General features: G+C 71.3%; 20 protein-coding genes. 9 read left to right on the plus strand and 11 right to left on the minus strand.

All coding sequences use genetic code 11. The annotated features are described in order from the left end of the window. From HHX31_RS22625 to HHX31_RS22645, 5 genes are all read left to right on the plus strand, one after another. The gene (locus HHX31_RS22625; protein WP_169950331.1) at positions 1 to 1,332 is read left to right on the plus strand and encodes an ABC transporter substrate-binding protein; all 1,332 of its coding nucleotides are present in this window, start codon (positions 1 to 3) and stop codon (positions 1,330 to 1,332) included. 12 nt (positions 1,333 to 1,344) lie between these two features. Continuing rightward, the gene (locus HHX31_RS22630) at positions 1,345 to 2,991 is read left to right on the plus strand and encodes an ABC transporter permease subunit (RefSeq protein WP_311932169.1); all 1,647 of its coding nucleotides are present in this window, start codon (positions 1,345 to 1,347) and stop codon (positions 2,989 to 2,991) included. Continuing rightward, positions 2,988 to 3,875 carry a carbohydrate ABC transporter permease gene (locus tag HHX31_RS22635; RefSeq protein WP_169950332.1) on the plus strand — a complete coding sequence of 296 codons (888 nt, stop codon included), beginning with the start codon at positions 2,988 to 2,990 and terminating at the stop codon, positions 3,873 to 3,875. Before HHX31_RS22630 ends, HHX31_RS22635 begins: the two co-directional genes overlap by 4 nt. Before the next feature lie 187 nt (positions 3,876 to 4,062). Continuing rightward, positions 4,063 to 4,743: a uracil-DNA glycosylase gene (locus tag HHX31_RS22640; protein WP_169950333.1), complete on the plus strand. Its 681-nt coding sequence runs from the start codon at positions 4,063 to 4,065 to the stop codon at positions 4,741 to 4,743. Positions 4,744 to 4,767: 24 nt separating this feature from the next. Then, on the plus strand, positions 4,768 to 5,118 hold the full coding sequence (locus tag HHX31_RS22645) for a hypothetical protein (protein WP_169950334.1): 351 nt from the start codon (positions 4,768 to 4,770) through the stop codon (positions 5,116 to 5,118). A 184-nt stretch (positions 5,119 to 5,302) separates the two neighbouring features. Here the strand turns inward: HHX31_RS22645 and HHX31_RS22650 are convergent, their stop codons facing one another. The 7 genes from HHX31_RS22650 to HHX31_RS22680 all read right to left on the minus strand — a co-directional run bounded on the left by HHX31_RS22650 (position 5,303) and on the right by HHX31_RS22680 (position 13,132). Beyond that, positions 5,303 to 5,845, minus strand: a complete 543-nt coding sequence (locus HHX31_RS22650) for an MOSC domain-containing protein (protein ID WP_169950335.1) — start codon at positions 5,843 to 5,845, stop codon at positions 5,303 to 5,305. A 143-nt stretch (positions 5,846 to 5,988) separates the two neighbouring features. Beyond that, positions 5,989 to 6,930 carry a hypothetical protein gene (locus HHX31_RS22655; RefSeq protein ID WP_169950336.1) on the minus strand — a complete coding sequence of 314 codons (942 nt, stop codon included), beginning with the start codon at positions 6,928 to 6,930 and terminating at the stop codon, positions 5,989 to 5,991. Positions 6,931 to 7,032: 102 nt separating this feature from the next. Then, entirely contained in the window at positions 7,033 to 8,091 is a 1,059-nt protein-coding gene (locus tag HHX31_RS22660) for a hypothetical protein (RefSeq protein ID WP_169950337.1), read from the minus strand. A gap of 268 nt (positions 8,092 to 8,359) precedes the next feature. Then, complete coding sequence (gene erm / locus HHX31_RS22665; protein ID WP_169950338.1) at positions 8,360 to 9,136, minus strand: 23S ribosomal RNA methyltransferase Erm; 777 nt, start codon at positions 9,134 to 9,136, stop codon at positions 8,360 to 8,362. A 231-nt stretch (positions 9,137 to 9,367) separates the two neighbouring features. Next, a complete protein-coding gene (locus HHX31_RS22670) occupies positions 9,368 to 10,672 on the minus strand; it encodes a YibE/F family protein (RefSeq protein WP_169950339.1) in 1,305 nt (434 codons plus the stop codon). 94 nt (positions 10,673 to 10,766) lie between these two features. Beyond that, positions 10,767 to 11,126: a nucleotide pyrophosphohydrolase gene (locus HHX31_RS22675; protein WP_311932170.1), complete on the minus strand. Its 360-nt coding sequence runs from the start codon at positions 11,124 to 11,126 to the stop codon at positions 10,767 to 10,769. An 11-nt stretch (positions 11,127 to 11,137) separates the two neighbouring features. After that, a complete protein-coding gene (locus HHX31_RS22680; RefSeq protein WP_311932171.1) occupies positions 11,138 to 13,132 on the minus strand; it encodes an N-6 DNA methylase in 1,995 nt (664 codons plus the stop codon). A 146-nt stretch (positions 13,133 to 13,278) separates the two neighbouring features. On the opposite strand from HHX31_RS22680, the gene HHX31_RS22685 reads away from it, so the two are divergent. The 4 genes from HHX31_RS22685 (at position 13,279) to HHX31_RS22700 (ending at position 16,351) form a co-directional block, all read left to right on the plus strand. Beyond that, on the plus strand, positions 13,279 to 13,758 hold the full coding sequence (locus HHX31_RS22685) for a hypothetical protein (RefSeq protein WP_169950341.1): 480 nt from the start codon (positions 13,279 to 13,281) through the stop codon (positions 13,756 to 13,758). A 39-nt stretch (positions 13,759 to 13,797) separates the two neighbouring features. After that, positions 13,798 to 15,396, plus strand: coding sequence for a GMC family oxidoreductase (locus HHX31_RS22690; protein ID WP_169950342.1), 1,599 nt, complete (start codon positions 13,798 to 13,800; stop codon positions 15,394 to 15,396). Between the two features lie 299 nt (positions 15,397 to 15,695). After that, a complete protein-coding gene (locus HHX31_RS22695) occupies positions 15,696 to 15,932 on the plus strand; it encodes a hypothetical protein (RefSeq protein WP_169950343.1) in 237 nt (78 codons plus the stop codon). After that, positions 15,929 to 16,351, plus strand: a complete 423-nt coding sequence (locus HHX31_RS22700) for a PIN domain-containing protein (protein WP_169950344.1) — start codon at positions 15,929 to 15,931, stop codon at positions 16,349 to 16,351. Before HHX31_RS22695 ends, HHX31_RS22700 begins: the two co-directional genes overlap by 4 nt. A 37-nt stretch (positions 16,352 to 16,388) precedes the next feature. On the opposite strand, the gene treZ is transcribed toward HHX31_RS22700, so the two are convergent. The 4 genes from treZ to HHX31_RS22720 all read right to left on the minus strand — a co-directional run bounded on the left by treZ (position 16,389) and on the right by HHX31_RS22720 (position 23,779). Next, the gene (gene treZ / locus HHX31_RS22705; RefSeq protein WP_169950345.1) at positions 16,389 to 18,086 is read right to left on the minus strand and encodes a malto-oligosyltrehalose trehalohydrolase; all 1,698 of its coding nucleotides are present in this window, start codon (positions 18,084 to 18,086) and stop codon (positions 16,389 to 16,391) included. Positions 18,087 to 18,106: 20 nt separating this feature from the next. Continuing rightward, positions 18,107 to 20,317 carry a malto-oligosyltrehalose synthase gene (treY, locus tag HHX31_RS22710; protein ID WP_311932172.1) on the minus strand — a complete coding sequence of 737 codons (2,211 nt, stop codon included), beginning with the start codon at positions 20,315 to 20,317 and terminating at the stop codon, positions 18,107 to 18,109. 267 nt (positions 20,318 to 20,584) lie between these two features. Beyond that, complete coding sequence (gene glgX / locus HHX31_RS22715) at positions 20,585 to 22,723, minus strand: glycogen debranching protein GlgX (protein ID WP_169950347.1); 2,139 nt, start codon at positions 22,721 to 22,723, stop codon at positions 20,585 to 20,587. Positions 22,724 to 23,008: 285 nt separating this feature from the next. Then, positions 23,009 to 23,779 carry an MBL fold metallo-hydrolase gene (locus tag HHX31_RS22720; RefSeq protein ID WP_169950348.1) on the minus strand — a complete coding sequence of 257 codons (771 nt, stop codon included), beginning with the start codon at positions 23,777 to 23,779 and terminating at the stop codon, positions 23,009 to 23,011. Positions 23,780 to 23,830 lie beyond the last annotated feature (51 nt).

The following is a 23,830-nucleotide window of genomic DNA, read 5'->3' on the forward strand; positions in this document are numbered from 1 at the left end:
ATGCGCAAACTCCCCCCGATCATGGTCGCCTGCCTCGCCCTCGCCGCGGCCGCCGCGTGCGGCAGCGACTCCGGCTCCGGCACCGGCAGCGAGCCGGCGGCCCAGGGCAGCGCCTCGGCCGCCGGCGGCGCCAAGCCGCTGGAGGGCGAGAAGATCGAGGTCGCCGCGAAGTGGACCGGCGACGAGCAGACCAACTTCGAGAAGGTGCTCAAGGCGTTCGAGGAGAAGACGGGCGCGAAGGTCACCTACGCCTCCACCGGTGAGGACACCGGCGCCTACCTCGGCCCCCGCATCCAGGGCGGCAACCCGCCGGACGTCGCGATCCTCCCCCAGCCGGGCCTCGTGCAGCAGTACGCCGACGAGAACGCGCTCAAGCCGCTGTCCGCCGAGGTGCAGGCGCAGATCGACCAGAACTACACGCCGTACTGGAAGGAGCTCGGCTCGGCCAAGGGCCAGGTGTACGGCGTGCTCGTCAAGGCGGCGCACAAGTCGCTGGTCTGGTACCGCCAGTCGGCCTTCGACGACGCCGGGGTGCAGCCCGCGGCGACCTGGGACGACCTGATCAAGAGCGCCCAGACGCTGTCGGACTCGGGCGTCGCGCCGTTCGCGCTGTGCGGCGCCTCCGGCTGGACGCTGACCGACCTGTTCGAGAACGTCTACCTCTCCACCGCGGGCCCGGAGAACTACGACAAGCTCGCCAAGCACGAGATCCCCTGGACCGACGACTCGGTCAAGACCGCCCTGGAGAAGATGGCCCAGATCTTCGGCAAGAAGGAGCTCATGCTCGGCGGCTCGTCCGGCGCGCTGCAGACCGACTTCCCGACCTGTGTCACCCAGGTGTACGGCCAGAAGAAGGCCGCGATGGTCATCGAGGCCGACTTCGTCGCCGCGTCCGTCGGCCAGTCGGGCGCCAAGGTCGGCGAAGAGGCGCAGATCATGCCCTTCCCGAAGGCGGGCGACACCGCCCCGGTCGTCCTCGGCGGCGACGTCGCGGTGGCGATGAAGGAGTCCAAGGGCGCGCAGGCCCTGCTGGAGTACCTGGCTTCCAAGGAGGGCGGCGAGGTCTGGGCCAAGCAGCCGGGCTACCTGTCCCCCAACCGCAACGTCTCGCCCGACAACTACCCCGACGACCTGACCAAGCAGCTCGCTCAGACGATCATCTCGGCCGGTGAGTCGGTGCGGTACGACATATCCGACCTGGCGCCCAGCGCCTTCGGCGGCACGGACGGCAAGGGCGAGTGGAAGCAGCTGCAGGACTTCCTCCGCAACCCCTCCGACGTGAAGGGCGCGCAGGAGAAGCTCGAGGCGGACGCCGCCAAGGCCTTCAAGTAAAGGAAGACGGCCGTGACCGAACGGTTGAACGGCCCGCAGGTCCCCGGCGGCGACTCCGCCGCCGGGCCCTCCTCCGGCCCGCGCGAAACCCCTGCGGATCCTTCCCTCGCCCCCTCGGCAGCCGGCGACTCCACCGGCTCACCGGACTCCTCCGCCGAGGCGGACCCTGAGCCCGTCGCCCCGGAACCCGCCGCCTCAGAGCCCGCCGTCTCAAAGGCGACCGCCTCGGAACCCGCCGCGGCCGACACGGTGGCGACCGCGGACGAACCGCCCGCCGGCCCGGTGGCGGCCGGATACCCGACGGCGGCGCCGCCCGGCGCGGTCGCGCCCGCGGCCACAGCCGGTGGCACGGCGGATGGCACGGCGAAGGCGCCCGTACGGCTCACCCCGTCGCCGAGGCTGGCGGTGCTGTTCCTGCTGCCCGCCATCCTGCTGATGGCCGCGTGGATGATCTACCCGGTCATCTACTCGATCTGGCGCAGCCTCTACGACGCCACCGGCGACCGCTTCGTCGGACTGAGCAACTACCTGTCGATCTTCACCGACTCCTCGACGCTCACCACGATCAGGAACAACATCATCTGGGTCGTGGTGGCCCCGGTCATCGTCACCGCGCTCGGCCTGATCTTCGCGGTGCTCACCGAACGCATCCGGTGGTCCACCGCGTTCAAGCTCGTGCTCTTCATGCCGATGGCCGTCTCCCTGCTCGCGGCCGGAGTCATCTTCCGCCTCGTCTACGAGCAGGACCCGGACAAGGGCGTCGCCAACGCCGTCATCACCACCGTCCACGACGCGTTCTCCTCCAGCGCCGGTTATCCCGGCGCCCGGCCCCGGGAGAACGACCAGGCGCCCGCGGTGCTGCGAGACGGCGCGGTGGTGACGCGGCAGCAGGCCCAGCCGGGCACGCCGGTGCTCATCCCGCTCGTCGGCCTCGGCCAGGACGTGGTGAAGGACGCCGCGCCCGCCAAGGCCGCGCCCGGCGGCGACGGCCTGAGCGGCACGGTCTGGCTCGACGTGGTCCGCGGCGGCGGTGGCACGCTCAACCAGATCGACCCGCAGGAGAAGGGTCTGGCCGGCATCACGGTCGAGGCGGTCTCCGGGGGCGCGGTCAAGGCGACGACCGAGACCGCCGCCGACGGCACCTTCCGCTTCTCCGGCCTGCCCGCCGGCTCCTACGAGGTACGGCTGCCGCAGGACAACTTCACGGCGGCGTTCAACGGCCTGACCTGGCTCGGCCCGTCGCTGATCACCCCCGCGATCATCGGCGCGTACATCTGGGTGTGGGCCGGGTTCGCGATGGTGCTGATCGCGGCCGGACTGTCGGCGATCCCCCGCGACGCCCTGGAGGCGGCCCGGATCGACGGCGCGACCGAGTGGCAGGTGTTCCGCAAGATCACCGTGCCGCTGCTGTCGCCGGTGCTGCTCGTCGTCTTCGTCACCATGATCATCAATGTGCTCAAGGTCTTCGACCTGGTGTTCATCATCGCCCCCGGGTCCGTGCAGCCCCAGGCCAACGTGATCGCGCTGGAGATGTGGCGCGTCTCGTTCGGCGGCGGAGGCAACCAGGGCATGGGTAGCGCGTTGTCCATCTTCCTGCTCCTCCTGGTGGTGCCGTTCATGATCTTCAACATCCGCCGGTTCAGGAGGGACGAGGGATGACGACCCTGGCCGAACCCCGGCACGCGCGGCCGGTCTCCCGCGGCCTGATCACGCGGGTGACCGACCGCCTCGGCAGCGGTGTGGTGCAGATCTTCATGATCCTCATCGCGCTGTTCTGGCTGCTCCCGACCCTGGGCCTGCTGGTGGTGTCGCTGCGCGGCGAGACGGAGAACAACTCCTCCGGCTGGTGGACGCTGCTCACCAAGCCGGCGCAGATCACGTTCGAGAACTACTCGAACCTCCTCGCGTCGGGCTTCAGCTCGTCGTTCTGGAACACGGTGCTGATCACGGTGCCCGCGACCCTGCTGGTCATCGGCATCGCGGCCATGGCGGGGTACGCGTTCGCCTGGATCGAGTTCCCCGGCAGGGACACGGTGTTCCTGGTGGTCATCGCCCTGCTGGTCGTCCCGGTGCAGATCGCGCTGATCCCCATTGCCAAGATGTACGGATTCCTCGGGATCTTCGGCTCGATCGTCGGGGTGGTGCTGTTCCACGTGGCGTTCGGCCTGCCGTTCGCCATCTTCCTGCTGCGCAACTTCTTCGTGGGCATCCCGCGCGAGCTGCTTGAGGCGGCGCGGATGGACGGCGCGCCGGAGTGGCGGATCTTCGCCACGGTGGTGTTCCCGCTGGCCAAGCCCGCGATCGCGTCACTCGGGATCTTCCAGTTCCTGTGGGTGTGGAACGACCTGCTCGTCGCGCTGGTGTTCGCCGACACCGACAACCAGCCGATGACGAAGGCGCTGCAATCCCAGATGCGACAGTTCGGCACCAACGTGGACATCCTCGCGCCTGGCGCGTTCCTGTCGCTCATCATCCCGCTGGTGCTGTTCTTCGCCTTCCAGCGTTACTTCGTGCAGGGCCTGCTCGCGGGCTCGGTGAAGTGACGGCCAGGAGACCCCGGACCATCGTTCCGGGGTCTCCCGCATCACCGCGGCCACCACGGGAAATGTCCCGTCTGTGGCAGACGGTGCCGAGAGGACGTCGGATGCCCGCTTTACGGGGGTAAGCGGGCATCCGATCTTTCCCCCGCCGGGCCGTACGGGGGCGGAAAAGCCGATAGAGTCCGCGGACATGTCAGGACGTCCGTTGCACGAACTCGTGGAAGCCGGATGGGCCGAGGCCCTCGCACCCGTGGCCGGGCGGATCGCCGCCATGGGCGACTTCCTCAGGCAGGAGATCGCGGAAGGCCGCCAGTACCTCCCGGCGGGCAACAACGTGCTCCGTGCGTTCAGCCAGCCGCTGAGCGAGGTCCGGGTGCTGATCGTCGGCCAGGACCCCTACCCCACCCCCGGCCATCCCGTCGGCCTGAGCTTCTCCGTGGCCCCCGACGTACGGCCGCTGCCGGGCAGCCTGGTCAACATCTTCAAGGAGTACATGGCCGACCTCGGCCATCCCACGCCGCCCTCGAACGGCGACCTCACCCCTTGGACCGAGCAGGGCGTGCTGCTGCTCAACAGGGTGCTGACGGTGATGCCGGGCAAGCCGGCCTCTCACCGGGGCAAGGGGTGGGAAGAGGTGACCGAGCAGGCCATCAAGGCGCTGGCCGCGCGTGGTGGACCGCTCGTGGCGATCCTGTGGGGCCGCGACGCCCGCAACCTGCGGCCCATGCTCGGGGACGTGCCGTGCATCGAGTCCGCCCACCCCAGCCCGCTGTCCGCGCGCAGCGGATTCTTCGGCTCTCGTCCGTTCAGCCGGGCGAACGCGCTGCTGGAACAGCAGGGCGGGACGCCGGTCGAGTGGAAACTGCCGTAACGGCTAGCCGATAGGATCACCACCATGAGCGATGGAACGGACACCGGTCGCTATCTGCGGCTCACCGTCGACCTGGTGGTCGAGGTCCTCGACGTCGACGCGCTGCAGGCTGCGGCGCTCGCCGAGATCCGCGACCCCGAGGCCGAACTGGACGATGCCGAACGGCAGGAGCAGATCGAGCTGGTCAACTCCGACAAGACAGGCGCGACGGCCCTGCAGTGGCTGATCGAGCCGGACCACGTGCTCGGCCTCGTCGAGCACGTCACCGAGATCGAGCCCCGGGAGGCGATGCTCGGAGTCGAGCCGTCGGACGGGGTCCTGGAGGACGAAGACGAGGACGACCACGACCACGACGAGCCGGGCCACATCCACTGAGGCTCGCGCCCGAGAGAGGGCATCGGGCCGGACCGATGATCCTCTTCGGCGGTTTCCGGCCCGCCGCTCCCGGACACGTCACCCGGTTCGGGGATCCCGGCACGGACGAGCGGTGCTGCCTCGAACGCGGCCAGGGACATGTCGACCGCCTCGCCGCATCCGCTGAGCCGCCGGTCTCCTGGGCTCACACCACCCGCAGCGGGTGGTGGGGTCCGGCCGGCGGCTCGACACGGATCGGGTCACCGGGCCGGACCTCGCCATCCGCGAGGACTATCCCCATGATCCCGGCCTTGCGGACGACTTCGCCGTGGTCGTCCCGGCCAAGCACGGCCTTCAGCAGCCCGTCCTGGAAGCCGTCGATCTGCAGGCAGGGGTTGCGAAGGCCCGTCACCTCGACGACGGCCGTCTCACCGAGGTGCAGCCGGGTCCCGGTGGACAAAGCCAGCAGATCGACACCCCTGGTGGTGACGTTCTCCCCCATGTCCCCCGCCCGTACGGCGAAGCCCGCCTCGCGCAACTCGTCGTGCAACTCCGCGTGGATCAGGTGCACCTGCCGCAGGTTCGGCTGACCGGGATCGCGGGCGACCCGCGACCTGTGCTTCACGGTCACCCCCGCGTGGGCGTCCCCCTCCACGCCCAGGCCGGTCAGCAGCCGGATGGACTCCAGCGGAGCCTTGCTGAAGGTGTGGGTGGCGCTGCGGCTCACCGCGGTCACTCTGCTCGTCACGTCTCCTCCTCATGGTGCGAAGGCCTCATGGTGCGGCGGCCACGCGATGCAGCGGCACACGATGCGGCGGCCACATGGTGCGACGGCTCCGATCGCCGCACGAGGGCGGCGAGGCGGTCGACGCGACAGCAAAGCGGGTTCGCTCAGGAGCCGAGGAGCTCCTCGCGCCTCCGGGCGAGGGACTCCTGCTGATGGGTGAGCTCACCGCAGCGGGCGGAAAGCCGGCCGACCATCGCCGCGACCCACTCGGCCACCTCGCGGACGGCCTCCCCCGTGCGGGCGATCCGCTGGTGCTTGATGGCATCGGTGACGATGTTGTCGAAGAAGACGTCGGCGAACCAGCGGGTGTCCACCTTCGGCAACTGGGGCGCGGCGTGGACGCCGATGTCGGCCAGCTCGCGGGAGAACCGGTCGAGCGCACCCTGCGCGTGCCAGGCCGCCTCGTCGGCCTGGCGCAGGTGCCCGTGCTCGACCATGTCGGCGAAGCCGCCGCCGCTGAACATGTCCCAGGTCGAGGCGCCACGAGCGCCGCCCAGGTGCCGCAGGACGTAGCCGACCGCCTGTCCGGCGGCCGTCCCGGCCTGCTGCGCCTCCTGGTGCTCGCGCAGGTCGGCGCTGACGTCCGCCAGCCGGGCGGCGATGTCGGCCAGCTCCCGCCCGCGTGGATCGCCCGACTCGACGAGCATCCGCTCCTTGCGGGCGAGCAGCGCCTCCAGCTCGTGCTGCGGGTCGCCGAGCTCCGCGAGCGCCTGGTCGGTGGTCCTCAGATCGCCGGTGAGCCACTCCAGGCGGGTGCGCTGACCGGTGACCCGCTGGCGGACGGCCGCCGCCTCGGCCCGTTCCCGCGCGAGGCGCTCCTCCTTGCCGCCGGTCAGGCCCGCCAGGAAGGCGGCGAAGCCGCCCTGCTCCAGCTTGGCGACGTCGTGGTCCTCCTTGGCGAGCTGCCGCTCCAGATCCGCGAGCACGCCGCGGACGTCCTCTATCTGCGTGAGGAGAGTGGCGCGCTGCCGGGTGAGCCGGTCCCGGCGCCTGGCGCGCTCCCGCGCGTCCCGGATCTCGTCGTCGACAGCACTAAAAGGAGTCACACTCCACAGACGTCTGACGCATACCGGGATGTTCCCCTCCCCGAGCCCGGCCCCGCCGGGTCATCGGCCCGCTGGCCGCGCCCAGGCGCACTCCCCGCGCGATCATGCGACCAGCAGGCCGGGGGTGTGGTGGGGGTTTCCGCCGTGACCGCCCGGCAGGCGGAGCCTGAGGCAGGACCGCGCGGCGGCCTCAGGCGTGAGACGCACCCGCAGAAACGCCCCCTCCCCGTGCGGCACGCCGGGCAGGGAGCCGCCGCCCGCGGCGCCTGCCCCGCGTCGGCTCTCCGGAGCCGGCGAGCCCGCCCCCACCGCCTCGAACCGCTCGCGGAACGCCTCCGGCGCGCCGGGCGGAAACCCCGGCTCAGCACCCGCCATGCGGACCGGAGCGCTCCGCGGGTCCGCTCCGCCGGACAGCACGGCGTACTCCGTCCCCGCGACGCGGAGGCGGCGGGCCACGCCGCGGCGGGGCGACCGGATCCCGCTGGACAACCAGGCGAGGTGGCCGGGCAGCAGCGCCTCGGCCACGGTACGCAGAACGGTCACCGAGCACAGGCTGTGCGCGCAGGCGAGGCCGGTCAGCGTGATCTCCGGCAGGCCGAAGCGCCGCAGGCCACGCGAGGTCGTCACAAGACACGAGCAGCCACCGTCGGCCTCGCCGCCCGCTCCCTCGGGTGCGGCGGCGCCGAGGCCGCAGGGCTCCCCCTCCGCGCAGGACACCCTCCAGCCCAGCCAGTCGTCGCCGAGATGGAAGTCCCGCCGCTCCCCCGGACAGTCGGTGCAGTGGTAGACAGCCGCACCGGTCAGCGGGTCGTACAACGCGCCGTGATACGCCTCGGCGATCCCGCGCGCGGCCGCCCGCGCGACCTGCGCGGCCTCGGGTTGCTCCGCTGTGGGGGCGGTGCTCGTCACCACCACGTGGTGACGAGCCCTTCTCACCCGTTTGAGGTCCTCGGCGCTCAGGTCCATGCGCCGCCATGGGGACCGCGCCGACCGGAACGCCTCGATCCTCAGCCGGGGCGTGCCGAGCGCGTCCCTGGCGGCGCGCCGGTGGGGCGGCCCCATCCGCCAGGGGACGATCGACGAGAGATCGGTCGGCGCTCTGTCCGTGACGACGACGAAGACCGACGAGGTCTGGGCGGGCACGGGATAGGTGATTCGCATGGCTCCTCCTCCGCGACGTGCTGCACCTGATACCGCCGAAGCGGCCGCGGGAAGTGCCGGGGGAGCAGCAGGCCCCGCACCTGTCGCTCCTCGCACTGCCGCAGGGCCACAGCCTGCGCGCACCAAGGGCCGCCCGTCGCACCCGAATACCGCTCTGTGGAATAGCAACCCGGCATAACCGGCGAAATCCCGCATTGCCCCACCGCGATCCACAGGCCGTGCCCCCCATCCCCGTCCAAGGCGGCCGGATGCGGCGAGAAGGACACCGTCATTGGCCCGGCCGCCGGCGCCCTGCCCCTTCCCGCCAGAGGGACGCCCACTGCCCGGCGGTCAGGTCCTTGGGCAGCGCGTGCGGCCTCACCCGCGCGTCACGCGCCCAGGCGCGTACGGCCTGGCGGTCCAGATATCCCGTGCGTTCGACGATCTCCGCGAGGCCGCGCCCGCGCCCCGTGAAGACCCGGCGCACGAGATCCTGGTACGGCCCTCGCTCGGCGACCAGGGGTTCGTCCCTGCGCGTCATGGTGATCAGGCCGCCGTCGACCGAGGGGGCGGGCCGGAACGAGCGGGCGGGCACGCGCGCGTGCACCTCGAACGCGTACCACGGCCACCAGGCGGCGGTCAGCATGCTGGCGCCGCCGACGCCGGCCCGCCGCCTGGCGACCTCCCACTGGACCAGCAGCACCGCCGTCCTCCACCCCGGCGCCGCGAGGAGCCGCCGCATGATCGAGGTCGTGAGATGGAACGGCAGGTTCCCGACGACCACGTGAGGATGCCGGGGCAACCGGAACCGCAGGATGTCGGCGTTGACGACGGTGACGTTCGCCGGGACACACCGCGCCAGATGGCGCGCCCTGCCGGGATCGACCTCGACCGCCGTCAGCGGCCTGCCGTACCTGCTCAGGGGGAACGTCAGCGCCCCGTCCCCCGCGCCGACCTCGACGATCGGCCCGGTCGTCTCCGCGACCAGTTCCCCGATGCGAGCGATGACCGTGCGGTCGACGAGGAAGTTCTGGCCGAGCTCGTGCCGTCCGCTCTGATGAACCATGGAAGTGCTCCGCGAGTGCGCGATCGGAGCCGGGCAACGCGAAGCGCCGCACCGGCGAGGACACCGATGGCGGCGGAGCCGTACAAGAGGAAGGATCCGCCGCTACGAGCGGCGGATCCTTATGAAGCATGCGAAGCAGCACATGGAGATCACCCTAGCGAAGCCGACCGCGCCGGCCGCAAGCCATTTTGTTCCAGCGCCCGGCCGCTCCGATCGGCGGCGCACCTCGTTCTATCGGACGGGCCGATCCCTTTCCGTCCCGAACCCGGCGGGCCAGTAGCCCTCGGGGGAATCGTCCGGCTCGTCCCAAGCTGTCGCGCCCCGTCGGCGGCGCCCCGCCGGCTTCTCCCCCGAGCGCCGCCGGGGGGCCGCCAGGGCGGCCAGCGCGGTGGTCACGGGGACGGCCGCGATGAGTCCTAGGGTGCCGACGACGCTGCGGATGATCTCCTGGGCGAGGACGGGGTTGCGCAGCACGTCTCCGAGCGGCTGGTCGCCGACGCTGAACAGCAACAGCAGGGGCAGCGCCGCCCCGGCGTACGCGAGGACGATCGTGTTGATCACGGAGGCGATGTGGGCCCGTCCGACGCGGGCGGCGGCCCGGTAGAGCCGCCCGAAGTCGTATCCGGGGTTGGCCACGGCCAGCTCCCGTACGGTGGCCGCCTGGGTCACCGTGACGTCGTCGAGCACGCCGAGTGCGCCGATGATGATCCCCGCGAGCAGCAGGCCCTGCCCGTTGATCCGATAGTTGCCGTTCAGCAGGAACGAGCTGTCGTCGGTGACCCCCGTGAGGTGCGCGACCTCGATGGCGAACGCGGACAGCAGACCGGTGAGCGCCAGGCTGACCAGCGTGCCGAGCACCGCCATCGACGTCGTGACCGTGAAGCCGTGGGTGAGGTACAGGACCGCCAGCATGATCGCGGCGGCGCCGGTGACGGCGACCAGGGTGGGATCCTCGCCGGCGAGGATCGCGGGGACGACGAACGTCAGCAGCAGGACGAAGGTCACGGCCAGCCCGACCAGCGCGGTCAGCCCCCGCCAGCGCCCGAAGGCGACGACCGCCAGGGCGAACGCGGCGACGAACAGCCACAGCGGCGTGGACCTGTCGTGGTCCGACAGCAGATACTCCGGCGCGTCGAGCGCGCCGTCCGGCAGGTGCACCAGCACGACGTCGTCACCGACCGCGAACCGCTGCGCGCCGGGGCCGGTGGGCAGCTCGGTGGTGACGGTCCGGCCCTCGTCGGGCCCGCCGGTGATCCTGACGCGGACGTCCCCGCAGGTAGCGGAGCCCGCCGCGGCGGCCTGCTCATCCGGCGAGGACGGGCACGGCTTGGCCGCGATCTCGGTGACCGTCCCCTCGACCTGCCGCAGGGAGGGCGAGGACGAACCGTCCGGCCGGGCGCCGCCCGGCCACAGCCAGATCAGCGCGGCCACCGTCACCAGGGCGACGGGGACGATGACGGCCAGCGTCGCCACCACGGTCCTGCGCGGGACGGGCGTGTGCGGAGCCGCCGTGGCGTGACTGTGGTTGGCGCCCATGTGGACGTACGTCTCCTCGCGTCGGGTCGTGCCGATGGTAAAGCGCCGGGCGGGCGGCCCTGACCTCGGATACGGCCCGGTGACGGCCTCGCGGTCACCCGGGTTTCAGGGGCGGAGCCTTTCTGGCGGAGCCGCGATAGGTCTCGGGGTCGTACCGGCGCTCGCTGTCGTCCAGCTTGGCGTTGGCGGCCTCCGCGAGGTCGACGCCCAGCGCGTCGGCCAGCCTGACCAGATACAGCATCACGTCCCCGATCTCGGCGCGGACCCTGCGCAGGGCCTCCTCGTCGAGATCGCGTGACTCCTCGGGCGTCAGCCACTGGAACTCGGCCACCAGCTCCCCCGCCTCCCCGGCGAGGGCCATCGCCAGGTTCTTGGGCGTGTGGAACCTCTCCCAGTCACGCGCGCGTACGAACTCGCGCAGCCGGGCGGCCAGGTGGTCCAGTTCACCGCTCACGGCACCCGACCCTACTCGGCCGGTCCCACCGTTCCATGGGTGAGACCATCGGCCAGCAGCCTGACCAGGTCCTCGCCGAGCGCCGCCGCCTCGCGCAGGGCCGTCCGGAACTCGGCGAGCCGCCGGAACGCCTCGCCGTACCGGCGTTGCTCCTCCATCGGCAGCAGCGGCACCTCCGCACGCCGTACGTCCACCCGATAGCGCGACGACATGGAGCTGTAGTGACGCACGTTGATGGACGCGCAGAGAAAACCGGCCAGGAAGTCGGGGTCGAGCGCCCCGGGGTCGGGCCGTAGCAGCGACAGGTGAGGGCCGAGCAGCGCGTCGCCCTTCGCCAGCACCCGCGCGACCGGGACGGCCGCGACCTGGGGCACCACGACGTCGCCGGGCCGTGTGACGATCCGCTTCGCCCCGGCGCACTCGGGAGTGCCCGTGGCGAAGCGGCCTTCGAGCACGTCCTCGACGGTGAGCACCGGCGCCTCCAGCGGCGGCCCCTGCCCCGGTCTTGCGGGCGTCTGTTGTTCCAGGACCAGCATGCCGCGCCGCACCAGCTCGGGCAGCGGGACCAGGGTGAGCTCGTCAAGCGGCGGCCTCCCCGGCACGGGCATCATCCCGGTGACGGTCCCGAGCAGCCCGGCGAGACGGGAGCGGGCTCCGGCGATACGCTCCTGCGACAGGTCGTCGGCCGCCGTGGACAGGTGCCGTGCCGGGGTGAGATCCACGTCCTCGTCGAGCAGGTCGACGAGCGGGACCGATCTGCTGACGCCCGGCTCGTCCAGCTCTCGCCCCGCGCCGAACTCGCGCCACGCCTCGACGGCCATCCGCGCGTAGTCGTCGGGGCTGCCGGAGGTGTCGACCATCAGCACGTGGCTGGGCGTGCCCCCCTCGCCCGGCTGGCACAGGATCCACAGCGTCAGGCCGACCGCGACGTTGGGGATGCTGCCCTGCGGAAGCGCGATGACCGCGCGCAGCGCGCCGCGGCGCAGCAGCTGGGACCTGATCCGCCGGCCCGATCTGCGGCTGGCCACCGCCGGGGGCATGAGGAGCACGGCCACGCCGCCGGGCGCCAGGTGCGCGAGCGCGTGCTGCACCCAGGCCAGCTCGGGCTCCACCCGCGGCGGCAGGCCGTACTCCCATCGGGGATCGGCCGCCAGCTCCTCGTATCCCCAGTTGCGGTCGTTGAACGGCGGGTTGCACACCACCGCGTCCACGAACTCGCCGGGGAACGCGTCCGCGCGCAGCGAGTCTCCCGCCCTGATCCTGGCGTTGTCGCAGCGCAGCGCGAGCCGTACGGCGGTGAGCCTGGCGGCGACGGGATCGACGTCCTGGCCGAGCAGCCGGGCCCCGGGCGAGCGCTCCAGCGCGCGGCCGAGGATGCGGCCGGAACCGCAGGCCGGGTCGAGCAACGAGCCGAACCCGTCGCCCACGAGGTCGAGCGTGAGTGTGACGATCTCGACCGGGGTGGAGTAGACGCGCCGCGTGTGCACCTCGAAGTACCGCTCGCGCAGGAACTCGAAGGTGTCCCTGGCGCCGCGCTCGGCGGCCAGGCGGGCGATCGAGCGGACGAGCGGCAGCCGGGTCACCGGAACGGTCTCGGGAAACGCCTCCGCACCCGCGGTCTTCACGCACGTCGCCCGCACCCGGGCCGGGAGCTCCCGCGCGACCGTCTCGTCGTCGGCGGCGGAGAGCGCGTCCCAGTCGCCGCCCTCGTGCCGTACGTACACCAGGAAGGCCCCGAGATCGGCGATCAGGTCGGCGAGGTCGTCGTCCTCGACGGTGGCGCGCAGATCCTGCCAGAGCCACTCGTCCGCGGGAAGTTCCCTGTCCTCGGCATGGCCGCGCAGCCACTCCCGGACCTCCGCGAGCGAGAACACCGGGCTGGTCGAGGTGCCCCCCACGGGCTCGGGAAAGTCGTCGTGCCGGCGCCGCCAGTTGCTGACCGCGGCGCGTCCCACGCCGGCCAGGCGGGCGATGTCCGCCGCGGTGACCGGTACATCTCGCAGCACGCCGCTCCGCCTTCCGCCAGTTGTCCGATCAGACCGGACCATATCCGATGCATCGGACACGGGCAACGACGCGGCAAGTACTGGTTGATTGCGTCAACACATGCTCTAATGGACGCCAGGAGTCGGCATGGAAGGGAGCCAGGATCGTGAGCACCCCCACCACGCGCCTCAGGTCGCTGCGACGCGGTCGCGCGATCCATCTCCTGGACATCGAGAACCTGACGGGGACCGCCCTCCCGACGACCCACGACGTGCGAAGAGTCATGAACGCCTACCAGCGGACGGTGCCGGTCGGCCCGCTGGACCAGTTCATCGTGGCGGTCAACCACAACGCGCTCGTCTCCGTGGGCATCGCGCTGCGCGGGGTGCAGTTGCTGGCCCGCTCGGGACCGGACGGCGCCGACCACGCCCTCGACGAGGCGGCCCGTACGACGCGGGTGGACCTGCGGTTCGAACGGGCGGTTATCGGGTCCGGCGACGGCTACTTCGCCGGTCTGGCCCTCTGGCTGGCGGACTGCGGGCTGCACGTCACCGTCGCCTGCCAGCGCGCCTGCCTGAGCTGGCGGCTCTACACCGCGGTCCCCGACACGGTCACCTTCGAACTGCCCGTCGCCCAGGCCGCCTGAGGCCTACCCCCGCCGGAGCGGCGTGGGCAAGATGAGGGCATGATCGACTATTTGGTGATCGGAGCCGGGTCGGCCGGATGCGTCCTCGCCAACCGGCTGTCGGAGGATCCGGCCGTCCGCGTGCTGCTGGTCGAGGCGGGCACCGCCGACCGGCACCCCCTCTACCACGTGCCCAAGGGATTCGGGAAGCTCTTCGACGATCCGCGGAAGGTCTGGCACTACCGGACCCAGCCGTTCGGTCCGGACGCGCAGGCCGAGATCTGGCCGCGCGGCAGGGTCCTCGGCGGATCGAGCTCCATCAACGGCATGGTGTACAACCGCGGCCACCGCGCCGACTACGACGAACTCGTACGGCTCGGCAACCCGGGCTGGGGCTGGGACACGATTCTGCCGATCTTCCGGGCGATGGAGGACAACGCCCTGGGCGCCACGGCGACCCGCGGGGCGGGCGGGCCGCTGCACGTGTCCCCTCCGCGCGACCCCGATCCCCTCTGCGACGAGATGATCGCATCCGGCGCGGCGCTCGGCCTGACCGCGATGCCGGACGTCAACGAGTCCGACGGCGAACGCGTCGGCCACGCGATGGCGACCATCAAGGACGGGCGGCGGTTCAGCGCGGCCCGGGCCTTCCTGCACCCCGTACGCGACCGGCCCAACCTCACCGTCGTGACCGGCACGACGGTGACCGGGCTGCTGTTCGACGGCGACAAGGTCACCGGGGTCACCGCCCGGGACGCCGGCGGCGCCGTGGTCGAATACCGCGCGGCCCGGGAGGTCGTCCTCTCCCTGGGCAGCCTGGGCACGCCGAAACTGCTGCAGTCGTCCGGCATCGGCCCCGCGGAGGTGCTGCGGGCGGCCGGAGTGGAGGTCCGGCTTGACCGGCCGATGGTCGGCGCCCGCATGCGCGAGCACCGGTGCCTGGCGTTGAAGTTCCGCCTGAAGGACGACCTCGGCTACAACCGCATGCTGTCCACGCCGCTGCGGCAGGGCGTCACCGCGCTGCGCTACCTGATGAACCGCAGGGGCCCGCTCGCCGCGCCGGCCTACGACGTGATCGCCTTCCTCAAGACCCGGCCCGAGCTGGACCGGCCGGACGCCCAGCTCCTGATGGGGCCGTGGTCGGTCGCGACGTACCGGGCGGGCGAGACGGTCACGGTCGAGCGGCAGCCCGGCGTCTCGGTCGTCGCCGAGATCCTCCGCCCGACCGCGGAGGGCAGCGTGGCCATCACCTCCGCCGACCCGGAGGCGCCGCTGCGCATCGAGCCCAACTACTTCGGCTCCAAGCACGACCGGCGCGTGGGCGTCGACCTGTTCCGCCGCATGCGGGAGTACTTCGCCCAGGACCCGATCGCGGGACGGCTGGCTTCCGAGACGTTCCCCGGTCCCCAGGTGGACTCCGACAAGGAGATCATCGACGCGGCGCTCGGCGGCGGCTACTGCGGCTACCACGCGATGGGCACCTGCGCCATGGGACCGCACGACGACGACGTGGTCGACTCGCGACTGCGCGTACGGGGCCTCGACAACCTGCGGATCGTCGACTGCTCGGTGCTGCCCACCATGATCTCGGGCAATCTGAACGGCCCCATCATGGCGATGGCCTGGCACGCCGCCGACCTGATCCGCGGCGCGACCTGACCTCTCAACGCCGCGCCTTGGGGACTTGGGGCATCGGCTCAGTCGACCGTTCCCCGCTCCTGGCGAATGTCCTCGCTCGTGCACTCACTGATCACAACCGTAAGACCGGGCGACAGGAGATACGGAAGGATACTCATCGTGACGGAGACCAAGCGTGCGTTACTCAGCGGTGACTCCATCGGCGCAATTGCCGACATCACCCGGTCGATCGCGGACGCGGAACGGGTCCTCGCGACGGTGGGCATACCGTATAACCGCACGTGCGGAAACGATCACATTCGACACGTACACTCGGAGACATGACAGCGCCGCTGGAAGAGTACGAAGATCTTCACCGGCTGGTCGATCAGCTCCGGCCGGATCAGGTGCGTGAGGAGCGTGCGCGGCTCCTCCAGCTGGTCCACTCACGCACGGAGAAGCCGGAACTCGGCCCTGATGGTCTCCCCGCACTCTTCGGCGCCTTCCGCGCCGGCAGGAGCGACGCATCCGAACAGGTGGAAGAGATCCTCGCCGAGGGCTACGGTCGCGAGGCGTGATCGTCGTCGACACCGGCCCGATCGTGGCCGCTACTTTTCAGGACGACAAGAATCATGAACGCTGCATACAGGAGTTCATCCGGATCAGAAAAGCCAACCGGCCACTGCTCGTCCCCAGCTTCGTCGCCGGTGAGAGCTGCTACATGCTCGGCAAGCTTGGTGGCGCAAGAGCAGAAGCGGCCTTCCTCCGGCTACTCGAGTCCGGCTGGTTTCAGCTGATCGATCTGAGCGAGTCCGACCTCTCACGAATCGCAGTCCTCATCGAGCGCTACCACGATCTTCCATTAGGCGCTGCCGACGCCTCGGTAGTGGCCGTGGCGGAGCGGATGCGGGTCACCGAAGTGATGACCACCGACATCCGCGACTTCTCAGTGATCCGCCCCGTCCATGTACCCGCGCTCGCCCTGCTCCCGGCTTAGGCGCAGGGAAGTGCGCTTCGGCCCTGTATCAGGGGCCTCAGGCCTCCGCGATGGCCAGGGAGCGGCCGGGCAGGTCGAGCACGCCGCCGGAAAGGCGGGCCGACTCGTCGGAGGCCAGCAGGACGCGTGACGCGGCCAGCCGTACGGCGGCCGGGCCGCCGGCGAAGTTGGCCGCGACCCGCAGCGAGCCGCGCTCGACGACCACGACGCGCCGGTCCTCGTCCACCTCGACCCGCACCCGGTCCAGACGGGGATCGGTGAGGTCGGGGTGTGACCTGCGGAGCGCGATCAGGTCGCGGTACCAGCCCAGCAGCGAGGCGTGCTCGTCCTTCGACAACTCCTGCCAGTCGAGCTTGGAGCGCAGGAAGGTGTCCTCGTCACCCGGTTCGGGGGCGTTCCAGTCGTAGCCGAAGCCCTCGAACTCCTTCCTGCGCCGTTCGCCCTCGCCCTCGGCGAGGTGTGGCTCGAAGTGGTCGGTGAAGAAGTAGAACGGCGTGGTCGCCCCCCACTCCTCGCCCATGAACAGCATGGGCGTGAACGGCGAGGTCAGCAGCAGCCCGGAGGCGAGACGGAGCTGCTCGGGCCGCATGCGGTCGCCCTCGGGCCGGTTGCCGATCTGGTCGTGGTTCTGCACGCAGCAGACGAAGCGGTGACCGGGGATCCCGGTCGCCGGCCTGCCGTGGGAGCGGCCCCGGAACGACGAGTAGCCGCCGTCGTGGAAGTAGCCCGCGGTCAGCACCTTGGCCAGCGACGACAGCGTCGCGAAGTCGCCGTAGTAGGCGTTGCTCTCCCCCGTGACGTTCGCGTGGATGGCGTGGTGGACGTCGTCGTTCCAGCTCGCGTGCATGCCGAGGCCGCCGGCCTCACGCGGGGTGACCATTCGGGGGTCGTTGAGGTCGGACTCGGCGACGAGCGTGAGCGGCCGCCCGACGGCGGTGGACAGCGCGTCGACCTCGGCGGACAGCTCCTCGAGGAGGTGGACGGCTCGCTTGTCGTGCAGGGCGTGCACGGCGTCGAGCCTGAGCCCGTCGACGTGGTAGTCGCGCAGCCACTGCAGGGCGTTCTCGACGAAGTAGCGCCGCACCTCGTCCGAGCCGGCCCCGTCGAGGTTGACCGCGTCGCCCCAGTAGGACCCCTTGGCGTCGTGGAAGTACGGCCCGAACCTGGCCAGATAGTTGCCCGAAGGACCGAGGTGGTTGTAGACGACGTCGAGGATCACGCCGAGACCGGCCCGGTGGCAGGCGTCCACCAGGCTCTTCAGCCCGTCCGGCCCGCCGTACTCCTCGAAGACGGCGTAGAGGTCCACGCCGTCGTAGCCCCAGTTGCGCTTACCCGGCACGGGCGCCACCGGCATGATCTCGACGAAGTCGACGCCGAGGTCCACCAGGTGGCCGAGCCGGTCCGCCACCCCCCCGAAAGTGCCCTCGGGCGAGAACGTGCCGACGTGCAGTTCGTAGATCACCGCGCCACGCAGGTCACGGCCGCGCCAGCCCTGGTCGGTCCAGGCGAACCTGTCGTGGTGGTAGACCCGGCTCGGGCCGCTCACCCCGTACGGCTGCCGCCGCGTCCTCGGGTCGGGGAACGGCCCGTCGCCGTCCACGTGGAAGGCGTAGTCGAGGTCGTGCTCGTCTCCTGGGGCGGTCCACCAGCCGCCCTCACCCCGCGTCATCGCGTGCCGGGAACCGCCGTACTCGACCTCGATCCGCTCCGCCGCGGGCGCCCAGACCTCGAACATGCGTCGTCTCCCCCCACTGATCAGGCTTCGAGAATCGCGACCGGATACGCCGACAGCAGGTCGGCCATCCGCACCTCGCCCGCGTGCTCGGCGCCGCCGAGCAGGTCGCGCCATCGCCCCGGCGGCAGCGTGATCGTCTCACTCCCCCAGCCGCCCCGGCGCTCCAGCCCGACCGGCAGCCGGGTCGCGACCACGACGGCGGCGGTCCCCCGCCCGGGAACCCCCCTCATGAAGGCCACCGCGTGGTCCCCCGCCTCGACCGGCGCGTACGGCGCCTCGGGGTCGAGCCGGTGCCGCAGGCCGAGCGCGGCGGCGGTGACCCGGATCTTCTGGCCGTCCCAGCTGTCGTCGGGTTCCGCCAGCAGCCGTCGCCGCCGCTCGAAGTCGACCGGCCGCCGGTTGTCCGGGTCGACCAGGGAGAAGTCGGTGATCTCGTTGCCCTGGTAGACGTCCGGAATGCCCGGCATGAGGAGCTGGACGGCCTTCTGCCCCAGCGAGTTGACCCGGGCGTACCGGTCCACGACCTCGGTGAACGCGGCGACCGAGTAGCCGCAGGCGTCCATGGCCCGCCGGGCGAAGTCCCTGATCCCGTCCTCGTACGCCGGGTCGCGGTCTAGCCAGGAGATCGCCGTCTTGGCCTCGCGCGCGGCCTTGAGCAGGTAGCCGGTGAAACGGTCGAGCGAGATCGGCCAGGCCGCCATCAGCGACTGCCAGGCGAGGTAGTCGAGCTTGGGGTCGAACGACACCGCCGCGGCCCAGGAGTCGACGGCCATCGTCCACTCCTCCGGCATCTCCGACAGCACCGCGAGGCGGGCGCGCACGTCCTCCGACCGCTTGGTGTCGTGGGTGGACAGCGTGGTCATCGTCCGCGGCGGCAGCCCGGCGCAGAACGCGTGGAACTCGGCCGCGGGAACTCCGAACCTGTCGGGCTCCCCGCCCACCTCGTTGAGGCAGGCCAGCGGATACCACCGGTAGAGCGCGGTGTCCTCGACGCCCTTGGCCATGACCGGCCCGCAGGTCTGCTGGAAGCGGGTCACCGCCTCCGGCGGGCCGTACAGGACGAGGTTGGCGGCCTTGGCCACCGCGTCGGGGTCGGTCCTGGTGGCCGCAAGCGCGGCCGCCTCCTGGACGATCGCCACGGAGGCGGCGGACGGCTGCTCGCCCGGGTTCACGTACGCCCGGTAGACGGGCATCGCGGCCAGCAGTTCAACGACGGCCTCGCGCAGCCCGGGATCGCCGAGGTCGTCGGTCAGGCGGTCGGCCTCGCCGGTGAAGAACAGGTCGATGACGTGCTTCTTCGCGTCGTGGCGCACGGTCTCGTAGTCGTCGCGCACGCCGGTGTGGCGTCCGAACGTCTCGACCAGCGCGTCGCGGCCCGCCGGGTCGACGAACAGCCGGGTGATCATGTTGAGCGCGTCGTAGCCAGTCGTGCCGTCGCACGGCCAGTCGGCGGGCAGCCGCTCGCCGTCGATCAGGATCTTCTCCACCCACAGAGGGCCCGGCACGTGCGGGCGCAGCCGCCGCAGGTAGCCGCGGGGGTCGGCCAGGCCGTCCGGGTGGTCGACGCGCAGGCCGTGGACGAGCCCCTCCTCGATGAGGCGGAAGGTGACGGAGTGGGTGGCCTCGAACACCTCGGGGTCCTCCACGCGCAGGCCCATCAGCGACGACACGTCGAAGAACCGCCGGTAGCCGGGGCTCTCCCGCCAGTGGGCCAGCCGGTAGTGCTGGGCCTCCAGCAGTTCCGGCAGCGGCAGGTGCTCGGTGCCCGGCCTGATCGGGAACGCGTGGTCGTGGTAACGCAGCACCCTGCCGCCGACGCCGTCGTCCACCCGGAGCGCCTGGCCGGCGTCGTCGCCGAGCAGCGGCAGGGTCACCGGCCACTGGAAGTCGAACCACCGGGAGGCCGGCGACCCCGGGCCGTCCCGCAGCGCCGCCCAGAGCTGCGCGTTGTCCGACTCCGGCACCGGCACCGTCATGTGGTTGGGCACGATGTCGGACACCAGCGGCATGCCCTCGGCCGCCAGCGCCTGCAGGCCCGCCTCCCCGCCGAACTCCTCGCGTACGCGGCCGTGGTCGGTCACGTCGTACCCGTGCTGGGAGTCCGGGCAGGCCTGGAGGATCGGCGACAGGTAGAGGTGGCCGACCCCCAGCTCGCGGAGGTATCCGACGAGGCTCGCGGCCTGGGCGAATCCGAAGTCGGGAGTCAGCTGCACCCGGTAGGTAGAGGTCACCGAACCGCCTTTCGCGACGCGTTCCCCGAGGTCGTGTTCATAGTGCATGTCAGTGCGCGCCCCTGCCACCACCACGGCGGCCGACCGGAGCGCCGGACTGGAACCCCTCTTGCCCGGCGGGGCGCGCGCTAACACCCGATGGGCACTCTATTGCCGCATCGGTGCTGGTCAGGACCATTGCCGGGCTGCGTGCGAGGGCGGCGACGCCCCCGCACGCAACCCGCTCGGACGCGGCGCGGCATCCGCACTCAGCCCGGCGCGGGCGGGTCAGACGCGGCGCAGCACCCGCACCGACCGGCCGCTCACGGGCACGGCCTCCCCGGCCCGGCACACACGCGACTCGCTGAGCACCGGCATCGCCGTGTCCAGCTCGGTCGCCCACAGCTCGCCGTAGTCGTCGGGGATGGTGAACTTGATGACCTCGTGGTGGGCGTTGAACAGCAGCAGGAACGAGTCGTCCACGATCCGCCTGCCGCGCCGGTCGGGCTCGGTGATGGCGTCGCCGTTCAGGAACACCGCCAGCGCCTTGGCGTAGCCGTTCGTCCAGTCGGCGTCGGCCATCTCCGTGCCCGACGGCGTGAGCCAGGCGATGTCGCTCAGCTCGTCGTGGGAACCGCGTACGGGCCTGCCGTAGAAGAAGCGGCGGCGGCGGAAGACCGGGTGGTCGCGGCGCAGCCTGGCCAGGCGCCGGGTGAAGTCGAGCAGTTGGCGCTTCTCCCGCGCGCCCGCGTCGTCCCCCGCCCCGGCGTCGAGGATCGCGCCCCAGTCGACCCAGCTGATCTCGTTGTCCTGGCAGTAGGAGTTGTTGTTGCCCAGCTGGGTGCGCCCGATCTCGTCGCCGTGCGACAGCATCGGCACGCCCTGCGAGAGGAACAGCGTGGCCAGGAAGTTGCGCTTCTGCCGGTCACGCAGCCGCGCGACCGGGCCGGTCGCCGGGCCCTCGACCCCGCAGTTCCAGGAGCGGTTGTCGTCGGCGCCGTCGCGGTTGTCCTCGCCGTTGTCCTCGTTGTGCTTGTCGTTGTACGACACCAGGTCCTGCAGGGTGAAGCCGTCGTGGCAGGTGACGAAGTTGATCGACGCGGCGGGACGGCGGCTGTCGTCCTGGTAGAGGTCGCTCGACCCGGTCAGGCGGCTGGCGAACTCCGGCAGCGCGGCCTGCTCGCCCCGCCACAGATCGCGGATCGTGTCGCGGTAGCGGCCGTTCCACTCGGTCCAGCGGGCCGGGAAGTTGCCGACCTGGTAGCCGCCGGGGCCGACGTCCCACGGCTCGGCGATGAGCTTCACCTGCGACAGCACCGGGTCCTGCTGGACGAGGTCGAAGAACGCGCTCAGCCGGTCGACCTCGTGCAGCTCGCGGGCGAGTGAGGCCGCGAGGTCGAAGCGGAAGCCGTCCACGTGCATGTCGCGCACCCAGTAGCGCAGCGAGTCCATGATCAGCTGGAGCGCGTGCGGGCTGCGCATCAGCAGGCTGTTGCCGGTGCCTGTGGTGTCCATGTAGTAGCGCCGGTCGTCCTCGACCAGGCGGTAGTAGTTCGCGTTGTCGATGCCCCGCATGGACAGGGTCGGGCCGAGGTGGTTGCCCTCCGCCGTGTGGTTGTAGACGACGTCGAGGATGACCTCGATGCCCGCCTCGTGCAGGGCCTTCACCATCGCCTTGAACTCCAGCACCTGACCGCCGCGCTGCCCGGAGCTGGAGTACGCGTTGTGCGGCGCGAAGAAGCCGATCGTGTTGTAGCCCCAGTAGTTCGACAGCCCCCGCTTCTCCAGGATGTGGTCGGTCACGAACTGGTGCACGGGCATGAGCTCGATCGCCGTGACCCCGAGCGAGGTCAGGTGGTCGATGATCTCCGGGTGTCCCAGGGCGGCGTACGTGCCCCTGATCCGCTCGGGGATCTTCGGATGGCTGATCGTCAGCCCGCGCACGTGGGCCTCGTAGATCACGGTGTCGTGGTACGGCGTGGCCGGCGGCCGGTCGTGCCCCCACCCGAAGAAGGGGTTGACCACGACCGACCGCGGCATGTACGGCGCCGAGTCGCTGTCGTCCCGGCTGTCGGGCTCGCCGAAGCGGTAGCCGTACACCGCCTGGTCCCACTGCATCGAGCCTTCCAGTGCCTTGGCGTACGGGTCCAGCAGCAGCTTGTTGGGGTTGCAGCGCAGCCCGTCGGCGGGTGAGTACGGCCCGTGGACGCGGTAGCCGTACCGCTGGCCCGGCCCCACGCCGGGCAGGTAGCAGTGCCAGACGAAGCCGTCCACCTCGCTCAGCGGGACGCGTTCCTCGTTGCCCTCGTCGTCGAACAGGCACAGCTCGACCCGCTCTGCCACCTCGGAGAAGAGCGCGAAGTTGGTGCCCGCGCCGTCGTACGTCGCTCCGAGCGGATAGGAATCCCCCGGCCAGATCTCCCTCACTGGACCTCCTCGCCCTCCGGCTCGGCGGCCACGCCGGGGAGACCCCGGAGCCCACCGGCTCTATGGTCGCGCTCGCTCACGGTCCGGCCCGTTCCCGGAACCCCGTACGAGAGATCGTGATGCTGAATGTCGTTCACAAGACATCGTGCCTGCCCGCAAAAGGCTTCGACAGTCCCGCCACGTTAACTGCGTGTATGGCAACAGGCTGAACCGGCCATCGGTGAGCAAAGCACCGGTGACCTGGACCGACTCGCCGCCCCCGGGTGCCGCGCGGTCCTCCGTCCGTCACGCTTCGCAACCACCCTGCAGGGGACCGGACGCCCCGGCCAGGCCGCGTACGGCGCCGATCACCCGGGCGACGCGGTCCCCGGTCGCGGTGGGCCCGTGCGCCGACGCGATGGCGATGATCTCCATGGCCGCGAGCCGGTCGACGTGCCGGCCGAAGAGCCGCGGATCGAGCCAGCGGTGCCAGGGGCTGAGCCCGGCGCAGAACCCGCGCACGGCGTCCAGGTAGTCCTCCATCGGGACGTCCCCGGCGTCCGCCGCCGCCACCGGCACTTGGGCGCCGAAGCAGTCGGCCGCCCAGTAGACGCCGCTGCGGTCGTCGTACAGGCCGTGGGTCGCAGGCGCGTCGTAGAGCGGGGGCCGCACCGCGGTCAGCCGCCGGTCACCCGCGTCGAACCACTCGTCTTCGGCGATCCGGCGCGTGCGGCCCGGTGGCGGCGCGAACCCGCGTGCCGGGCCGGAGCGCACAGGCGCGCCGGTGACCAGGGTCGCGGCCGGGCACATCTCCAGGGCGATCTCCAGGTTGCCCGCGTGGTCGGGGTCGTCATGGCTCAGGAAGATCCACCGCACGTCGCGCGGTTCCACGACCGAGAAGACGTCCTCGGTCCAGCGCTCCCTGTGCCCGGCCGCGCCGGTGTCCACGATCACCGGTTCGCGGGCGGTGATGACCATCGAGTTGGTGTGGGCGTATCCCGCCCCGGCCTGCTCTATCACCGGGACGAGCACCACGTCGGGCGCGATCCGCCAGGGACCCGTCAGCTGTGTGTCCATGCCTACAGGCTCCGTGGCCGGTCTTGTTCCGAACTTGGCGCGGGCTTGCCC

The organism is Microbispora sp. H11081, from assembly GCF_012999535.1.
In the GTDB taxonomy this organism is placed as follows: domain Bacteria; phylum Actinomycetota; class Actinomycetes; order Streptosporangiales; family Streptosporangiaceae; genus Microbispora.